Annotated in this window: 16 protein-coding genes and 1 other RNA gene; 12 read left to right on the top strand and 5 right to left on the bottom strand. The window is 62.9% G+C overall.

Annotated features, from left to right (window positions below):
• The first annotated feature begins 1 nt into the window (after nucleotide 1).
• The 4 genes from ACP5M5_RS09995 (at nucleotide 2) to ACP5M5_RS09980 (ending at nucleotide 3408) form a co-directional block, all read left to right on the top strand.
• The gene (locus ACP5M5_RS09995; RefSeq protein ID WP_427937009.1) at nucleotides 2-1000 is read left to right on the top strand and encodes an ABC transporter permease; all 999 of its coding nucleotides are present in this window, start codon (nucleotides 2-4) and stop codon (nucleotides 998-1000) included.
• Nucleotides 1001-1019: 19 nt separating this feature from the next.
• Complete coding sequence (locus ACP5M5_RS09990) at nucleotides 1020-1781, top strand: SDR family NAD(P)-dependent oxidoreductase (protein ID WP_427937007.1); 762 nt, start codon at nucleotides 1020-1022, stop codon at nucleotides 1779-1781.
• A 79-nt stretch (nucleotides 1782-1860) separates the two neighbouring features.
• Nucleotides 1861-2301, top strand: a complete 441-nt coding sequence (locus tag ACP5M5_RS09985; protein ID WP_427937005.1) for a hypothetical protein — start codon at nucleotides 1861-1863, stop codon at nucleotides 2299-2301.
• A gap of 84 nt (nucleotides 2302-2385) precedes the next feature.
• Nucleotides 2386-3408 (top strand): hypothetical protein, encoded by a 1023-nt coding sequence (locus ACP5M5_RS09980; RefSeq protein ID WP_427937003.1) that lies wholly within the window; start codon nucleotides 2386-2388, stop codon nucleotides 3406-3408.
• Here ACP5M5_RS09980 and thiE read toward each other — a convergent pair.
• The 3 genes from thiE to ACP5M5_RS09965 form a co-directional block, all read right to left on the bottom strand.
• Nucleotides 3383-4021: a thiamine phosphate synthase gene (thiE, locus tag ACP5M5_RS09975; RefSeq protein ID WP_427937001.1), complete on the bottom strand. Its 639-nt coding sequence runs from the start codon at nucleotides 4019-4021 to the stop codon at nucleotides 3383-3385. The two genes, ACP5M5_RS09980 and thiE, sit on opposite strands and share 26 nt — an antisense overlap.
• 6 nt (nucleotides 4022-4027) lie before the next feature.
• A complete protein-coding gene (locus ACP5M5_RS09970) occupies nucleotides 4028-4948 on the bottom strand; it encodes a class I fructose-bisphosphate aldolase (RefSeq protein ID WP_427936999.1) in 921 nt (306 codons plus the stop codon).
• Nucleotides 4949-5040: 92 nt separating this feature from the next.
• Nucleotides 5041-5490 (bottom strand): hypothetical protein, encoded by a 450-nt coding sequence (locus ACP5M5_RS09965; protein ID WP_427936997.1) that lies wholly within the window; start codon nucleotides 5488-5490, stop codon nucleotides 5041-5043.
• Nucleotides 5491-5552: 62 nt separating this feature from the next.
• Between ACP5M5_RS09965 and ACP5M5_RS09960 the strand changes: the two genes are divergently transcribed.
• The 5 genes from ACP5M5_RS09960 (at nucleotide 5553) to ACP5M5_RS09940 (ending at nucleotide 7728) form a co-directional block, all read left to right on the top strand.
• A complete protein-coding gene (locus ACP5M5_RS09960; protein ID WP_427936995.1) occupies nucleotides 5553-5783 on the top strand; it encodes a hypothetical protein in 231 nt (76 codons plus the stop codon).
• A 19-nt stretch (nucleotides 5784-5802) separates the two neighbouring features.
• On the top strand, nucleotides 5803-6132 hold the full coding sequence (locus ACP5M5_RS09955) for a cell division protein ZapA (RefSeq protein WP_427936993.1): 330 nt from the start codon (nucleotides 5803-5805) through the stop codon (nucleotides 6130-6132).
• Between the two features lie 10 nt (nucleotides 6133-6142).
• Nucleotides 6143-6299, top strand: a non-coding RNA gene (gene ssrS / locus ACP5M5_RS09950) — 6S RNA.
• Nucleotides 6286-6909, top strand: coding sequence for a 5-formyltetrahydrofolate cyclo-ligase (locus ACP5M5_RS09945; RefSeq protein WP_427936991.1), 624 nt, complete (start codon nucleotides 6286-6288; stop codon nucleotides 6907-6909). The genes ssrS and ACP5M5_RS09945 overlap by 14 nt, the downstream gene beginning before the upstream one ends.
• 3 nt (nucleotides 6910-6912) lie before the next feature.
• Entirely contained in the window at nucleotides 6913-7728 is an 816-nt protein-coding gene (locus tag ACP5M5_RS09940; protein WP_427936989.1) for a TIGR00282 family metallophosphoesterase, read from the top strand.
• Nucleotides 7729-7785: 57 nt separating this feature from the next.
• Here the strand turns inward: ACP5M5_RS09940 and ACP5M5_RS09935 are convergent, their stop codons facing one another.
• Together ACP5M5_RS09935 and ACP5M5_RS09930 are read right to left on the bottom strand one after the other, a co-directional pair.
• The gene (locus tag ACP5M5_RS09935) at nucleotides 7786-9054 is read right to left on the bottom strand and encodes a Dyp-type peroxidase (protein ID WP_427936987.1); all 1269 of its coding nucleotides are present in this window, start codon (nucleotides 9052-9054) and stop codon (nucleotides 7786-7788) included.
• On the bottom strand, nucleotides 9051-10187 hold the full coding sequence (locus tag ACP5M5_RS09930) for a hypothetical protein (protein ID WP_427936985.1): 1137 nt from the start codon (nucleotides 10185-10187) through the stop codon (nucleotides 9051-9053). Before ACP5M5_RS09930 ends, ACP5M5_RS09935 begins: the two co-directional genes overlap by 4 nt.
• Before the next feature lie 276 nt (nucleotides 10188-10463).
• Here ACP5M5_RS09930 and ACP5M5_RS09925 point away from each other — a divergent pair, with 276 nt between their 5' ends.
• The 3 genes from ACP5M5_RS09925 to ACP5M5_RS09915 form a co-directional block, all read left to right on the top strand.
• Nucleotides 10464-11882: a beta strand repeat-containing protein gene (locus ACP5M5_RS09925; RefSeq protein WP_427936983.1), complete on the top strand. Its 1419-nt coding sequence runs from the start codon at nucleotides 10464-10466 to the stop codon at nucleotides 11880-11882.
• 59 nt (nucleotides 11883-11941) lie between these two features.
• A complete protein-coding gene (locus ACP5M5_RS09920) occupies nucleotides 11942-13162 on the top strand; it encodes an acyltransferase family protein (protein WP_427936981.1) in 1221 nt (406 codons plus the stop codon).
• Between the two features lie 182 nt (nucleotides 13163-13344).
• A partial coding sequence (locus tag ACP5M5_RS09915; protein WP_427936979.1) for an LLM class flavin-dependent oxidoreductase occupies nucleotides 13345-13786 on the top strand: 442 nt, incomplete at its 3' end.

The raw sequence follows: 13786 nt of genomic DNA, 5'->3' as shown, positions 1-13786 counted from the left end.
CATGAGCACGAGCGACACGGACGTCCCGCAGGCGCTGGCCCACGCCGAGGGGGCGCGGGTTGCCAATTTTCTCGCCCGCTATGGCACCGTGCTCGCGGCGATCGCGATTTTCATCGCATTCTCGCTCGCCAGCAACCGCTTCGTCTCGGCCGCCAATCTCGGCAATATTCTCGTTCAGATTTCGGTGCTGATGGTGGTGTCCTCGGGCCTCACCGTCGCGGTCGCGAGCGGCGAGTTTGATCTTTCGGTTGGCGAAGTCGCGGGGCTTTCGGGTGTGCTCGCGGCGGGGATGATGGTGTGGGCGAAGCTGCCGGTGGCGCTCGCCATTCTGGTGCCGGTTGCTGGCGGCACGGCGATCGGCCTCGTCAATGGATTTTTGGTGACGCGGCTGCGGATCCCCTCCCTGATAGCGACCCTGGCGATGGGGCCGATCGCGCTCGGCGCCAATTATGCCTATGACGGCGGCGATTCGATTTACGCGACGTTTCCGGACTCGTTTTATTATATCGCGACCGGCCGGCTGTTCGGCGTCATCCCCGTGCCGATCGTCATCGCGCTTGCCATTGTCGCGGTTTTTTACGTCCTCCTCAACCGCACCCGCACTGGCCGCGCCATCGTCGCGACCGGGGCCAACATCCAGGCGGCGCGGCTTTCCGGTATCGCCGTCGATCGCTGCCGGGTGCTGGCGCTGGCGCTTTCCGCCTTCGGCGCGGCGATGGGCGGGATTATGCTGACGGCGCGGCTCGGCACCGGCCAGCCAGGCGCCGGCGAGCCCTATCTGCTCGATAGTCTGACCGCCGTGTTCCTCGGCATGACCGCGTTCAAGCCGGGGCGGGCGACGGTGCAAGGCACTTTGGTGGGCGTCGTCATCATCGGCATGCTCGATAACGGCCTCAATCTGCTCGGCGCCCCCTTTTATTTGCAAAACGAGGTACGCGGCGTGGTGATGATCGCTGCCGTCAGCCTCGCCGTGCTGCGCGGCGAAATCCGGTTTTTCTGACCCAAAAGGACGGGATGTCATGAACCAGCCCCAGGAACGGCGCATCGCCCTCGTCACCGGCGCAAGCCGCGGCATCGGCCGCGCCATTGCCCTCGCTCTTGCCGCTGCCGGCTTCGATCTCGCGCTGAACGATATCGCTCGCCAGCGCGCCGCGCTCGATCAGGTCTGCGCGGAGGCGACAGCGCGTGGCGGCAAGGCGCTCGCCATGCTCGCCGATGTCTCGCATCGCGATGAGGTGGAAACGATGGTCGCCGACATTTTGGCGGCGTTCGGCCGGGTCGATGCGCTGATCAATAACGCTGGCATTTTGATCCCGAGCCCCGTGGTCTCTTTAGCGGAATCCGATTGGGACGCGGTGATGGATGTCAACGCCAAGGGCACGTTTCTCGTCACGCAAGCCGTCTTGCCCAGTATGCGGGCGCGCAAATATGGCCGCATCGTCAACATCGCCTCGATCGGTGGCAAGCATGGCGCGCCGGCGCAGGCGCATTATTCCGCATCGAAAGCGGCGGTGATGGGGTTTACCCGCGTGCTCGCGCAAGAAGTCGGTGCTGACGGCATCACCGCGAACTGTCTCTGCCCCGGCATCATCGCAACCGACATGGGCCGCACCAATCTCGACGACCCGGAGACGCGCGCGCAGTGGATCCGCATCACCGCGCTCCGCCGCCTCGGCCAACCCGAGGACGTCGCCGGGCCGGCGGTTTTCCTCGCCTCTGACGCCGCCGCGTTCATCACCGGGCAGACCCTCAATGTCTGCGGCGGGATCGTTCTCAGCTAACCGCAAGGCCTGCGCTGAGGCGGGGCCCCGCGTGCTGGGGACACGGTCTTGGTGAGCGTGCGGTTGACAGGGATGTGATATGACGCTGCCGCGCGAAACCCGCCAAACTCGGGTGCGTTCACAGAGTCTCAAGCCGCAGGGGTTGCCGATGCGTTTTCCAATCTGGCCGCTATTGCTTGGCGCCGTCTTGCTCTCCGGTTGTGTCAATTACGAAAAGGAGCGCGAGGCTTATCTCTCGAGCATGGTCGGGCTTTCCGAGGCGGAATTGATCCAGCGCATGGGGGTGCCGCAAAGCACCTATGAGGCCAATGGCCATAAATTCCTCGCCTATGTGCATCAGAGTGAGAGCTACATGTCCGAAGACGATTTTGGTGGCGGCTTCGGCATGATGGGCGGGCCGTTCGGGTTCGGCGAGCCCGATTTCGGCGGCGGCGAGGTCGATGTCAGCACCTGCCAGACAGTGTTCGACGTGGTGAAGGGCTATGTCCAGTCCTTCTCCCGCCATGGTGATGGGTGTTGACCCTGACTCGCAGTTTGGGCGATTTTCAAAAGGTTGGAATTACGGTATAGAAAATAAATCACACGACCGACCAGATGGAGATCTTTGGAAAATTTAATTACGACTGCGGTGTGGTCAGGAGGGGCAACCCGATGGTTGCTTCCCCCTCTTTTTGCTCTAATCTGTTATGAGGGATTTAGTTGGTTAGAATCAATAATATCTGATGAATCCCGCGACAGATGTACAAAGTTTCTCCTCAAAAAAAATTATAATTGCCAAATAAAAATTATACCATATCTTGCAAAACAAGTCATAGATAGTTTTTTTGGTGATAAACATCTAACAAAAAAATGTATTATTCGCTCAATATTATTTTCAAGCAGCAGTTTGTTTGTAGCTTTTATAGTGAGTTTTCTTTATAATCCTCAAAAAATTTTTAATTTTTTTGATAAAATTTTATCGTTAGACGCAAAAGGATTTTTATATCTGCTATTGGCGCGCGTCTTTTTTTGCCTTGTCCCGGATTACCTTATGCTTGGAAAAACAAGAGGAATCATATGGGCTCTCCAGCGCATTAACTTAAATTCCGTAAATATAATTGCCATCGCAATTATAGATTTTTTGGCAAATAATTTTATTTTTATGGCTATATTTACTATATCTCAAATAATTTCTTTAGAATTTTATCAATGGCATATTGGAAAAGTTCCTAACTTATCTGGCCTATTATTAAATTTATCTACCAGCAATGTTTTTATTTTCCCTACTTTTTTTATTGTTGAGTCTGTTGTATTAATTCCGTCTGGTTTATTATATTTTTTATTTCCATTAGCTAATTTTTTCTGGGCTGCTATGATTCCGTCTGTCTGGCTTTGGTTATATGTCCTTTTTTCGATAGTTTCACACTTCCTGCTTTCTCTTAACCCGCTATTTGATGTTTTAAATCATATACTTGATATCAAAAACCAACCTCTTCGTTCAATTGGCGCATTTGTAAGTATTTTTGTTGCTATATTTACGTTTTTTGCTGTTTTTTGTTGTCTATATTCAAATAATTTCGTATCAAAGCGTCATGATCGCCTTTTGGGACTGTTGATTGGTTTTAAGCGCCCGCGATCGCGGCGTTGAGCGCTCGCACGCCCGCCGCCGGGCCCGCTGGATGGCCCCAGACGGCGCTGATCACCGCGAGGAAATCGGCGCCGGCCGCGACCAGGGGGGCGCAGTTTCCGGCGTTGATGCCGCCGATCGCGACCGCCGGGAGTTCCATCAACTCCGCCCACCAGGCGAGGATCTCGGGCGCGGCGCGCGCCGGTGCTTCCTTGGTTATGGTCGGGAAAAAGGCGCCGAACGCGACGTAATCCGCCCCCGCCTCGCCGGCTGCCATCGCCCGGTCGCGGCTCGCATAGCAGCTTGCCCCCAGCGTCAAATCGGGGCCGAGCAGGCGCCGCGCCGCCGCGACATCCATGTCGTCGGCACCGACATGGGCGCCGTCACAACCGCTCTCGCGCACCAGATCGGGGCGATCATTGAGTAGAAAGGCAACGCCACGGCTCTGCGCCACCGGCCGAAGCACGTCGATCGCGCGCCAGAGCGCGTCATCGGTGATCGGCTTGAGCCGCAACTGCACGGCGGCGACATCGCCGGCGTCGAGGGCGGCGGCGAGTTCGTCGGCGAAGCGCACGGGCTCGAGCGCCGGCGGCGTGATCAGATAGAGCCGACAGCGCGCGTCCGCCTCGCGCATCGGCGGTCAGCCGCGCCCCTGATAGATGTCGATGATCTTGCCCAAGAGCGCCAGCGCCTCTGCCTTCGGACGCTGGAAACTATTGCGCCCGATGATGCTGCCATGCGCGCCGCCGTCGCGCAGACCGCGCACGGTTTCCAAAAGCGCCTCGCTCCCGGTGCTCTCGCCGCCCGAGAAAACGACGAGCCGACGACCATTGAACGCCGCCTGCATGACGTGGGCGACGCGTTCGGCAAGCGTCGCGCGCGGGATCCGTTCCTTCTCATAGACCTTGCGCGCCGCCTCCTGGCTCAGATGCTCGGTCGGCGGCTTGACCTTGATGATGTGCGCCCCCATCAGCGCCGCCATATGCGCGGCATAGGCGCAGATATCGAGCGCCGTCTCGCCGGCCTTATCCAACGCCGGGCCGCGCGGATAGCTCCACACCACGACCGCGAGTCCGGCTGATTTCGCCTCCTCGGCGAGTTCGCGCAACTCCTCCATCTGCTCAAACGCGTAGTCACTGGCGGGATAGATGGTAAATCCGATCGCCGCGCAGCCGAGACGGAGCGCATCGGCGACCGAGCCGGTCACCGCCTGATCCTTGCTGGTCGCCAAGCTGTTCGAGGAATTGAGCTTGAGGATGGTCGGGATCGCGCCGGCGAAGCTCGCGGCGCCGGCCTCGATCATCCCGAGCGGCGCGGCATAGGCGTTGAGCCCGGCCTCGATCGCGAGCTGGAAATGGTACTGCGGGTCATAGGCCGGCGGATTGGCGGCGAAACTCCGCGCCGGGCCATGCTCGAACCCCTGATCGACGGGGAGAATGACCATCTTGCCGCTGCCGCCGAGCTTTCCCTCCATCAGAATGCGGGCGAGATTGGCCTTGGTGCCAGGGTTGTCGCTCTCGTACCAATCGAGAATTTTCTTGACGCGCTGGGTGATCCGCATGCCGCTCCTGCTCCTCTCGGTTTTCGTCTGATCTCGTCTGGTCTTCTCTGAACTCGTCCATCCGGCGCCCGGGGCGCGGGGTGTGGTGGTGATTAGCGCGTCGGGCGGGGGTCTGTCATCAGCCAGGCGGCGATCAGGGCGCGCGCCCGTGGCGAGAAGGGATCGGGCGGCAGCCTGAGGGCAGGGGGGCGGGCGGCGAGGAGTTCCGCCCCGCATTCCGCCGCCGCCCGCGCGATCACCGCGCGGGCCGGTGTCTCGGGTGCCAGCACGAGGCGCTTTGCGCCGGCGCGAAGGGCGGCGAGCGCCGCGCCGGGGCTTGCCGCGCAGTCGATCACGTCGATCATGGCGGTCGTCGGGAAGGCATTGGCCGCGGCGGCGATCAGGGCCAGCCACCACGGCGCGCCCATGCTGAGCGCCGCGCCGGGCAGCGACAGCAAGGTGACAGCGAGGCCCGGCGCCAGCGCCGCTTCGGCCGCATCAAGGCTGGTGACGACGATGGCCGGCGGCAGAACGCGGGAATCGCCGGGGCGGGCACGAATCATTGCTTGACGATCAAGCCGTTCAGGGGTTGAAACTCAAGTGACCTTGCAACCCGGAGAAGGCGATGGCCGAGTCTGATCCGAACGCCGAAGCCGCGCTGGCGCGCCTTGAGGCCGCGCTCACGCGCGTCGCGGCGCTCGCCGCGCAAAACAATACCGCGGCGCTCGCCGCGCAAAACACTTCCGCGGCGCCGCAGACGCCAGCGACTGGGCATCCCGCGTCCGCCGCTCTCGCCGCCGGGCTCGACCAACTGATCGCGCGGCTGCGTTCGGTTCTCGCTGAAACCGGCGGTTGAGAAGACACAGGAGAGCGATATGGCCCAGGTCACGCTGCGCATCAACGGCTATGTTTACACCGTCGGCTGCGAGGACGGCCAGGAGGGGCATCTGCAGGCGATGGCGGAGGAGGTCGAGCAGCGGATCAGCCAAATCAAGGCGCTCGGCGGCCAGAGCGGCGAGGCGCGGCTTTTGCTTCTCGTCGCCCTCGTGATGGCCGATGAACTGCATGATCTCAAGGCCGAGCTTGCCCAGGCGGTCGCGCCTGACGCAGGCGCCCCGGCCGCCGCCAGCCGAGGGTTGAGCAAGCGCCTCGAGCACTTAGCGGCGCGCGCCGAGGAGATTGCCGATTCGCTCAACCATCCCTAAAGTGATGGGTGCGGAGCTGCCCGGTGCGTCAGGCAACTCATCCCCGGGGCCAGTAAGCATTCCTCCCGGGAGCTGGCTCTGTCGGGATCGTGGTCTCGATATCCGGTGCCCACCTGCACACGCAGGCCTTGGGAGGATGATACGCCAACGGCCATGGCGGCTTCGCGCTTCCCCCCTTTGGTTTGCCGTGCGCGCGAGATGAGCGGCGAGGCGGCGGATCGCGCGCTGCTCGCGGCCAAGCGCGAAGCCCGCGCGCGCGCGCTTGCCCGGCGCGCCGGCGCCGATCGCACGTGCGGCACGGCGCTTGCCGAGATCGTCCTCCGCGAAATTCCCGTGCCCGCGGACGCGGTGGTTGCCGGATTCTGGCCGATCGGCGACGAGATCGATATCCGCCCGCTTCTGTTTGCGCTCGCGGCGCGTGGCCACCCGATCGTATTGCCGGAGACGCCGCGCCGTGGCTTGCCGCTGATTTTCCGCCGCTGGCAGCCGGGCGCGGCGCTGCTTCCCGGGCGGTTTGGCACCTCTCACCCCGATGGCCCGGCGCTCGCGCCGGACATTCTGTTCATCCCGCTGCTCGCATTCGATCGCGCCGGCAACCGCCTTGGCTACGGCGCCGGGTATTATGACCGCAGTCTCGCCACACTTCCCGGCGCGCGGCGGATCGGCTGCGCCTATGCTGCGCAAGAGATGGCGCACGTGCCCGCCGGCCCGTTCGATGCGGTTCTCGACGCGGTTGCGACCGAGCGCGAGGTGATTTTTTGTAGGAAAACGGAATAGGCGATGCGCATTCTTTTTCTCGGCGATCTGGTCGGCCGCAGCGGGCGGGAAGCGGCGATCGCGGCGCTGCCAGCGCTACGCCGGACGCTTGCCCTCGATCTCGTCCTCGTCAACGCCGAAAACGCCTCGCACGGTTTCGGCCTCGCACCGGACATGGCGGCGGCGTTGTTCGCCGCCGGCGCGGATGTGTTGACGCTCGGCAATCACTCCTGGGACCGCAAGGAAATCATCCCCTATATCGCGCAAACCCCGCGCCTGATCCGCCCGCTCAACTACCCGCCGGGAACGCCTGGCGCGGGGGTTGCCGAGGTCACGCTCGCCGATGGCAGGCGGGCGGTGGTGATGAACCTCATGGGGCGTCTCTTCATGGAATTGCTCGATTGCCCCTTCCGCGCCGCCGCTGAAGCGCTCGGCCGGCAGGCGCTGGGGGCAGGGGCGCAGGCGATCGTGATCGATTTTCACGCCGAGGCGACGAGCGAGAAAATGGCGTTTGCGCATAGTTTCGACGGCAAGGTCTCGCTGGTCGTCGGCACCCATACGCATTGCCCGACGGCAGACGCTCAGATCCTTCCCGGCGGCACCGGCTATCAGAGCGATCTCGGCATGTGCGGCGATTACGACAGCGTCATCGGCATGAAAAAAGAAGCGGCGGTGGCGCGGTTCTGGCGCAAGGTGCCGGGCGAGAAGCTGCAACCGGCGGAAGGCGAGGCGACGCTCTGCGGCCTCTTCGTCGAGACCGATGACAAGACGGGTCTCACCCGCAAGATCGCGCCGTTCCGCCAAGGTGGGCGGCTTCAGCCGGTGATGCCGGAAGGATAGTCCGAGGCTTGGCGCAACGGCGAAATGCCGCGGACAAACGCAGCCCCGCCCGCCGTGTTACGTCGCGGCGAACAAAGCCTCGCCGATGAATTCGCCTTCGGCTACGCCGCGCGGGCAGGCAAAGAGCGCGCTCGCGGTGTGGGTGGTGAACTGGTTGAGCGCATCGAGCTTCGCCATGGTCTCGAAAATCCGGATGAAGCCTGCCCGCGGGTCGCACTGATAGGCGAGAAAGAACAGGCCGGCATCATATTCCAGACCCTGGCGCCAGGGCGGCCAGCGTTCGGCGGTGATATTGGCCCCATCGTCATAGGCGTAACCACGGCGGAGGATGCGCGCGCCACCGGTGCTCGCCGCCGCGCCGAGACGGACATGGGCGTTCTCGGCGATCACCGGATTGCCGTCGGCATCGTTTGCCGCGAGCGGCAGCGGAGCGAATTCGTCTTTGGCCCCGAGCGGCGCGCCGGAATATTTGTGCCGGCCGATGGTCTGCTCTTGGAAATCGACCTCGGTGCGGTCCCAATGCTCGAGCGCGATGCGGATGCGCCGGACGACGAGATAGCTGCCGCCTTGCAGCCAGGGCGGGGCCTCGGCGCCGGCCCAGACCACCGAAGCGGCGTCATCGCCGACGGGGTTGTTGGTGCCGTCCTTGAACCCCATCAGGTTGCGCGGCGTTTCCCCGGCCGGGGTGCGCGGCAGGAATCCGGCCTGCACCCAGCGGAGTTGCGCCGTCCCATAAGCGAGCCGGGCGAGCTGGCGGACAGCATGGAACGCCACTTGCGGATCATCGGCGCAGGCTTGGACCGAAAGATCGCCACCCGAACGCTCAGGCACGAGCTGATCGCCGTTGAAGCGCGGCAACGCAAGGAGTGGCGCCGGCCGGTGCGCAGCAAGCCCGAAGCGGTCAACGCCGTCATGCGCGAACAAATCTGGCCCGAAGCCGAAGGTGAGCGTAAGGCGCGCCGGGCCGAGCCCCAACGCTTCGCCCGAATCGGCGCCGGGCTGGCCCATATCCGTGCCCAAGGGCGCCGCCGTTTCCCCCGCGGTGAGGCGCTCGGCGGCATCCGTCCAGCGACGCAGGAGAGCAATCAGCTCGGTGCGATCTCGCGTCGTCACATCGAACGCCGCGAAATAGGTATGGGTCTGTTGCGGCGTCAGAATCCCGGCCTGATGGGCGCCGCGAAACGGCAGCCGATCGGGCCCCGGTGCGGCGGCGGGCGCCGCCTCAGCACCTGCCCGCCGGCCGAGGATGGCGCCCGCTAATCCTGCGGTCGCGACGAGCAGCGTGCGGCGGGAGGCGAAAGGGCAGGCACGCGAACTCTCGGTCATCGCGCCAGCACCAGCGTGTTCATGTCGTCCTCGACGTAATAGAGCCCGTCGCCCTCTGGGGTCAGGGCGAGGCCGAAGAGATCGCCGTTGCCGGGCGGGGTCTGTGCCTTGTCGGCGTCGATCCATTGCGCGCCGAGCTGCCGCCCGCTCTCGGGGTCGATTTCCACCACCTGGCCATTGAGCCCGTTGGTGACGAGAAGATGGCCGCCCGGCGTCATCGCCAGCGCCAGCGGACGCTTGAGCAGGCCATCCTTGGTCACCTCGCGCCCGGTGCCGGCGCTGCTCGTGCGGGTTGCGGCGTCGGCGATGGCGGTGATGCGGTTGCCGATCGCATCCGAGACATAGAGTGTGCCGTCGGCGCCGAGGGCAAGACCAGTCGGGCCAATGACGAAGACGCCCTTGTCGGCCTGCTCGCCGAAACCCTCGCCGATCACCGTCTCCCGCGTCACCGCCGGCGCCTTCCCCGGGGTGAGGGCGAGATCGAGGCGGAGGACGCTCGCCTTGTGGACCACCGGCGCGTCATCGCTCGGGGCACCGACATCGAAACCGGTATTGCTCAGAAACAATGTTGCGCTGTCGCCGCGATCGATCACCGCCATGTTGCCCCAGGGGCCATTGATATGCGCGCCGGTGATGACGGTCTCGACCGCGCCTTCGGGGCTGAGCGCAATTAGGCAGCCCTGGCCTTTGGTCGCGGTGGTGCCGTCATGGCTCGGGAGACTGCCGACGATGACATGGCCGGAACGCAGCATGGCCATCGCCGCGGTCAACCCGACCCCGCCCGGGCAGCCCGCGAGGTCTCGCGGCAGGGACGCGAACAGGGCGACGCTTTTATCGCCGGGGCGATAGCGGACGATGGTGGTGCCGAGGCCTTGGAGATTGTTCTTGTCGTTGAAATTATCGACGAGAATGTCGTTTTTTTGGATTTTGCCGACCGAGACCGGCGCGACGGCAATGGCATAGGGGTTCTGGTCGCCGTTCTCGGGGACGGTGGAGGCGAGGGTGACATGGTGATGGAGCCGGGCGAGGAAACTGTCTGGCGCCGCCGCCAATAGTCGCGTGGCGACGAGAAGAGTGACCGCGGCGGCGAGCGCCGAGAGGCGCAAACGGGGGTGGGTCGCGGTTTCGGGCATGGCGGATCTCCTGATCGCGAGCGTTTGGTTGATTTGGGCTTATTAATATTGCGAATAAGTCGCAATAACAAATGGCTCTGCTGCCGTCAACCGGGAGAGTATCGGCCTGGCCGGGCGCCGGTCGTCGCGCGACGGCTGCCCGGCATGACGCGTGAGAGTGCGTTAACAAACCGAAAAAATTTCGGGAAGTGACGCAATTTGCAGGCAAAAAAATTCTTGCTTTCGATGGTTCGCGCGGGTATTGAGTGACCAGGAAAAGTTAGGAGGACTAGCGCAATGACCGCTGTATCGGTGCCGGCAGGCAATGGCACGTTTCAGAATCTGAATTTTAACACCACCGACAACGCGTCGTTCCAGAATACGCTCCTCTCCAGCTTCGCAACGACCTTCGCGTCGACCAATCTCTACACCAGCCTCGACCCGTCTGCGCCCTCCTCCAACCCGACGCAGCCGAGCATTTTCGTCGTCAATCCGGTCCTGAACGGCAGCATCACCGGCGCCACGATCACGCTCGCGCCCGGTTTCAACGGCGTTTACAATTCTGCGACCGGCAACACGACCATCGCTGGCAATACCGGGGCGAATGAAAGCATCGTTTCCGGCTCCGGCAATATGACGTTCTATGCCGGCAAGGGCGAATCGGGCTCGCTCGCAGCGGCGGGCGGCAATAATACATTCTTCGGACCCTCGGCCGCCGGCGGCAATTGGACCCTCCTCTTTGACGGAACGGGCAATAATACCGTCATCGCTGGTTCCGGTAACGATATGATATTGACCAGTAGCGGTCAGGCCAACACGCTCTATCTCGGCACCGGCGCCGATACGGTCGGTTCGTCCGGCGCCGACACCATCAATGCCGGCAACGGTCAGGATACCGTCTTCCTTAACGGGTCGAGCGGCAATAACGCCCTTGTCAATGGTGGCTCCGGCACCTTGACGGTGGTCGATAATAGCGGCGCCGGGACGGTGATGGGCGGCGCTGGACCCGAGACCATTTTTGCCAATGCCGGCGGTGGCACCTATATGGGAAGCGCTTCCGAGTCTGGCGCGATGGTTTTCGTCAACAACGTCACCGTCAGCGGTGGCGCTGCCAGCACCTTCACCGCTGGGCTCGGCAATTCGACCGTCTTCGCCATGAACGGCAACGGTCTTTATAATTCCGGCGCCGGCGCCTTTACCATGCTCTCTGAAAACGGCAATGACACGGTCAATGTCGGCTCGGGCATGAACACCGTCCTTGCCTATGCTGGCACCGGCGGTGACATTTCCCTGACCGGCGGCGGGATCGGTAACATTCTCGCTGCCACTTCGGGCAACACCACGCTGAACGCCAGCGGCAGCAGCGGCGCCAATATTCTGTTCAACGTTGCCGGCGCCGGCAACGCGGCGACGCTGATGGGCGGCTCCTACTACAATTACTTCATCAACGTTGCCGGTGACGCGACGATGGATGGTGGTTCGGGCACCAATTTCTTCCAATTCGTTGGCGGCGGGGGCGCCAGCAACGATTTGATCAGCGGCTGGAACAACAACGACCAGATCGATCTCTACAATTACGGCACTTCCCAGCCGACGCAAACCACGGTCAGCGGCGCCGGTGGCACCACAAATACCCAGATCACCTTGTCGGATGGCACCAAGATTACCGTTGCCGGTGTCAGCAGCATCTCGACCAGCCATATCCATATTGGCTGACGTCATTTCTCCACTCTCTTCCAAACCCGCCGCGCCAACACGCGGCGGGTTTTCTATTTGTGGGGCAGGCGAACGAAAATGTGGGCCGCTTGTCATGCGCCCGGCGCAAAAGAGGCGGCGATCATGGAGATAGCGGGGAGCCGAGAAAAACACCTCGACGGTCTGCGCGGGCTCGCGGCCATGCAAGTCGTTTTTCAGCATTACACCCTGGCGTTCCTGCCCGCTTCGCTCGCGCGTTTCAGGATTCTGGCGGATGGCCGGTGTTCATTTTTCTTGTGATGTCAGGATTCGTGCTGACGCCGAGTTTCGAGCGGCAACCGCATGCACTCATCTCAGGTCTTGCTCGTCGCGCCGTTCGGCTCGGTCTTCCGGCCGCCGTTGCCAGCGCTTTCGCGGTGTTGCTCACGGCGGCGTGGCCGGGGCAGGCGCCGGCCGCGGCGGCGTTGTCGGGATCGTCGTGGCTCGCCGGACTGCAGCCGGTAACCCCAGCGCAGGCACTTGCCGATATGTCGGGCCTCTCCTTGATCACTGGGTCCGCGGAAACCACGCTGTTCGAGCCCGTGGCCCGATTTCTGCCGCATTGGTCGGCGTCGGTCGATCCGCCATCCTGGAGTCTCCATCTCGAACTCTGGGGCTCGGCCCTGGTTCTCATGCTGGTTTGGCTGCGCGCGCGGCATGCTTGGCTTCATAGCGTCGCGCTGATGCTTTGCGCGTGGTTCATCGGCGTGAATGCGCTCAATCTCTTTGCTCTTGGCAGCGTGCTGTCCTTGATGGCCCGCAGCCCCTGGTTCCCGACTCTGATCGCGTGCCACGGGCGGCGTGCGCTGGGCGTTGCGCTGTTCGCGGTCGGGATTTGGGTCGAGTATGGCGGATGGCTGCCCGCGCTGCGCTGGCTACAAGAGACCGATGCCGCCCGCGCCCTTGTTCACCCTTTTGCCTGGTTTTCACTCAGCCAGGAATGCGCCGCGGCCTTGATCTTTGTTGCGGTTCTGCTCCTGCCAGAGCTGCATGGCTTGCTCCGTAGTCGGCTCGTGCAATGGCTCGGAAAATTGTCCTTCGCGATTTACCTGCTGCATTTTCCCATCATGCGGGAGCTTGGTTGCGCTGCTTTCACGATGGCCGTGGGATGGATTGGACAGGGGGCCGCGGCCTGCCTTGCGCTCGTGGTCGGCCTCGCGGGGACCTTCGTCGTCGCGGTTCCATTCGAACGCGTGGTGGACCGGAGCGCGATCGCGCTTTCGCGGCGCTGCGGCAAGCGCCTCGTTCCCGCCGCCGCTTAGCGAGAGCGCCTCGCCGTCCAGCCCGGGCGCGCTATGAACTTGGAAACCATCGTCCCATAGCATTATGCTCTTGCTTTCGACCTGCTGATCCTGGCAGCCTAACAACAAGCAGATCGACCAGCTCAGGCGCGGCGGCTTTGCTATCGCGCAATGGGACATGATCACAGCACGCGGGGAACGTTATGCGCTTTACCTGGTTCAATCTGATGCCTTGGCCAGACCTCCCGGATGATTTCCGTGAAAAATACCGCTCGGTATGGGTCGATATCGATAGCCGCTTGTTCGAACCGAGGCGCGGCCACGAGGTCTACAACACCTATCTCGATCAGCTCGAATATGCGGCGAGCCTGGGCTTTGATGGCATCGGCTGCAACGAGCACCACCAGAACGGCTATGGGCTGATGCCGTCGCCAAATCTGATCGCCGCGGCGCTGGCGCGGCGCACCCGCGATGCCGCGATCGTCGTGCTCGGCAATTCCATCGCGCTTTATAATCCGCCCGTGCGGGTTGCCGAGGAATTCGCGATGCTCGACGTGATTTCCGGCGGGCGCCTCGTCGCCGGCTTTCCCGTCGGCACCTCGATGGACACCAATTACTGCTATGGCCAGATCCCGGCGCTCACGC

The sequence above is a fragment of the Acidibrevibacterium sp. genome (assembly GCF_049965395.1).
GTDB classification, from domain to species: Bacteria; Pseudomonadota; Alphaproteobacteria; order Acetobacterales; family Acetobacteraceae; genus Acidibrevibacterium; species Acidibrevibacterium fodinaquatile.
Note: the sequence above shows the minus strand (reverse complement) of the source record. Positions and strands in the feature narration are given on the sequence as shown.